Here is a 2,256-nt window from a genome sequence, read left to right on the forward strand (position 1 = left end):
GCCCTCGGTGACGCCCTTCTCCATGCCGCTCGCGAGGATCGCGTCGCGGGCGGTGAAGCTGTCGACCACCGACAGGATCGTGACGCGGGTACGGCCTTCGCCGACCGGCTCGAACACGGCGGTGTCGAGCGAGACGCCGTCCGGCACGCCCGTGTACGTGAAGGTCTGGACGAGCCGGGTGGCCGGCCGGACCTCGTGGAACGAGCCGTAGAACGCGGCGATCTCCTGGCCGTCCTGGTGCATGGAGTAGCGGTAGCTGCCGCCGGTGCGGCCGTCCCAGAAGTCGATCTTCGTCTCGTGGTTCTTCGGGCCGAGCCACCGGGCGACCAGCTCGGGCTCGATCCAGGCCCGGAACACGCGCGCCGGCGGGGCGTCGAACTCGCGGACGATCCGGATGGTGGGCAGCGTCGGGTCCGCCTCGACGCGGGTCTCGCGGCCGGTGGTGGAGGTCATGGCTTCTCTCCTTCGTGTCCTACGTCTGCTACGTCAGCTTCGTCTGCTTCGGTGTCCGTGCTCTGCGGGAGGCCGTGGGCGACGGGTATGACGTCCACGGGCCCGTCGCCCGCCGGCTCGTCGTCCATGTCCGCCATATCCGCCATATCCGCGAGGACGGCGTCCAGGCGGCGGAAGCGCTCCTCCGCCTGCCGGCGGTAGCGCTCGATCCAGCTCGTCAACAAGTCGAACACCTGCGGTTCGAGGTGGCACGGCCGCCGCTGCGCGTCCCGGCTGCGGCTGACGAGTCCGGCCTCCTCCAGCACCTTGAGGTGCTTGGAGACGGCCTGCATCGACATCGCGTACGACTCCGCCAGCTCGCCGACGGTCGCGTCGCGGACCGAGAGGCGGGCGACGATGTCGCGCCGGGTCGGATCGGCCAGGGCGACGAACGCCCGGGACAACTGGTCGACGGCCACCGGATAACCCCTGCTCTTTCTCAACCGATTGGTTGAGGACAACGCTACGCCGCTCCGCCGTCTTCTTCAACCGATCGGTTGAGAAAGTCGCCGAGGGCTCGATTGAGGGCTCGATCGCAACTTCCGCAGCCCGGCCTGCCACTACAGATACCGCTCGTTCGGTTTTAAGTGCGATCGCCGGAGGGGTGGCCCGGGCTGGGTAGCCGATGGCCGGTCGTCTCGAATTCGCCCAAGGGAAGGGGCGGATGGGGGAGGAGGAGTGGCTGGGGCGATTCCCGGACAGCGTCTTGTCGGCCTCGGGCTACTCGTCGCTAAGATACGGCGTGGTTGGTTTTGTTTTTGCGAGAACGTCAGGACGGGGTGGTTCCGGTGGTACGGCAGGAGCGGGCGCTCCGGACGCGTCGGCTGATCCTGGAGGCCGCGGCTTCTGTCTTCGACGAGTTCGGCTACGAGGGCGCGACCATCGGTGAGGTGGTCTCCCGGGCCGGCGTGACGCGCGGCGCGGTCTACTTCCATTTCGCGTCCAAGCGTGATCTCGCGCAGGGTGTCGTCGAGGAGCAGTTCGGCCGGCACGGGGTGCCCGAACGCGCCTGCAAACTCCAGGAGTTCGTGGACACCGGGATGGTGGTCGCCCATCTGCTCCCGCGCGACCCGCTGTTGAGCGCCGGTGCCAGGCTCGCCCTCGGCCAGGACGTGTTCGACGAGTTCGGCGGCGGCGCGATCCTCGGCTGGATCTCCCGGTTCGAGGCGCTCCTGGTCGCGGCCGGCGAGCGGGGCGAACTGCTGCCGCACGTCGTCCCGGCGGACGCCGCGTGGCTGCTGACGGCGGCGTGGACGGGCGTGCAGATCCAGTCCCAGAAGCTCAGCGGCCGGGCCGACTTGGAGCGCCGGGTGGCCGGGCTGTTCCAGCACGTGATGCCGAGCATCGCGGTGCCGGGCGTGCTCGGCGCGCTCCGGATGGGGCCGGACCGCGGCGCCCAGGTGGTGGCCGAGGTGGCGGCGGCCCGCGCGGCGGCCGAGGCCGACGGGGACGGTGACGGCGGTGCCGAGGCCGAGGCGTACGCGGTCGGCAGCGGGGCCGCGGTGTCCTGAGGCGGCGCCCCCCGGGCGGGAGCGCGCGGATCGACGGCGGCGCGGGCGATTAATCGGTGGCGGTTCGTGCGGAGACGGACGATCATGCGACGCATGACCGACGAACCAGCGCGTTGGACGAGGGCGACCGTCTACTCCGACATGTGGGCCGATCCGGCCGACGACCCGCGGAGCCTCGAAGGCCCCGGTCCGGACGGCGAACTCGGCACGCTCCGGGACTGCTTGGTGAACTACCGGCTGACCCTGCGCCTCA

The 2,256-nt window shown here is 70.6% G+C and carries 3 protein-coding genes; 1 reads left to right on the forward strand and 2 read right to left on the reverse strand.

Features of this window, described 5'->3' with window-relative positions; all coding sequences use genetic code 11:
* Together AB0O00_RS36410 and AB0O00_RS36415 are read right to left on the reverse strand one after the other, a co-directional pair.
* A partial coding sequence (locus AB0O00_RS36410; RefSeq protein ID WP_363658990.1) for an SRPBCC family protein occupies positions 1 to 453 on the reverse strand: 453 nt, incomplete at its 3' end.
* The gene (locus AB0O00_RS36415; protein ID WP_363658991.1) at positions 450 to 911 is read right to left on the reverse strand and encodes a metalloregulator ArsR/SmtB family transcription factor; all 462 of its coding nucleotides are present in this window, start codon (positions 909 to 911) and stop codon (positions 450 to 452) included. The genes AB0O00_RS36410 and AB0O00_RS36415, both read right to left, overlap by 4 nt.
* A 369-nt stretch (positions 912 to 1,280) precedes the next feature.
* Between AB0O00_RS36415 and AB0O00_RS36420 the strand changes: the two genes are divergently transcribed.
* Complete coding sequence (locus AB0O00_RS36420; RefSeq protein ID WP_363658992.1) at positions 1,281 to 2,003, forward strand: ScbR family autoregulator-binding transcription factor; 723 nt, start codon at positions 1,281 to 1,283, stop codon at positions 2,001 to 2,003.
* Positions 2,004 to 2,256 lie beyond the last annotated feature (253 nt).

The organism is Kitasatospora sp. NPDC093558 (genome assembly GCF_040683475.1).
Classification (GTDB): domain Bacteria; phylum Actinomycetota; class Actinomycetes; order Streptomycetales; family Streptomycetaceae; genus Kitasatospora.